1 protein-coding gene is annotated in these 452 nt (G+C 55.5%); it reads right to left on the bottom strand.

The features are described from left to right. Positions 1–452 (bottom strand): ATP-binding cassette domain-containing protein (locus tag HMPREF2710_RS02710; protein WP_141746598.1); only part of this gene is annotated, 452 nt, incomplete at both ends.

Genomic DNA, 452 nt, shown 5'->3' on the forward strand with positions numbered 1-452 from the left:
TCCCGGTAGGTTCCTTGCTCCACCACACACCCACCATCCAACACCACCACAGAATCAACACCACGCAACGTCCACGCACGATGAGACACCAACACCACCAAACGCCCAACAGCAGCCACCTTCAACCGAGCAAAAATCTCCTCCTCAGTCTCAGCATCCACAGCACTCGTCGGCTCATCCAACACCCACACCGGCGCATCCCGAAGAACCACACGCGCCAACGCCAAACGCTGCCACTGACCACCCGAAAGACCAACACCACCAAACGACTCACCCAACTGAGCATCCAAACCACCCTCAAGACCACGCACAAAATCATCAGCACAAGCCACCGACAAAGCCGACCACAAATCAGCATCACCAAGACGCTCAACCGCCTCCTGAGGCAAACCCAGAAGAAGATTTTCACGCACAGTCAGTTCATAACGGCCGTAGTCTTGACTCACCAAACC

Origin of the sequence: Rothia sp. HMSC069D01 (assembly GCF_001810135.1) — a bacterium.
In the GTDB taxonomy this organism is placed as follows: Bacteria; Actinomycetota; Actinomycetes; order Actinomycetales; family Micrococcaceae; genus Rothia.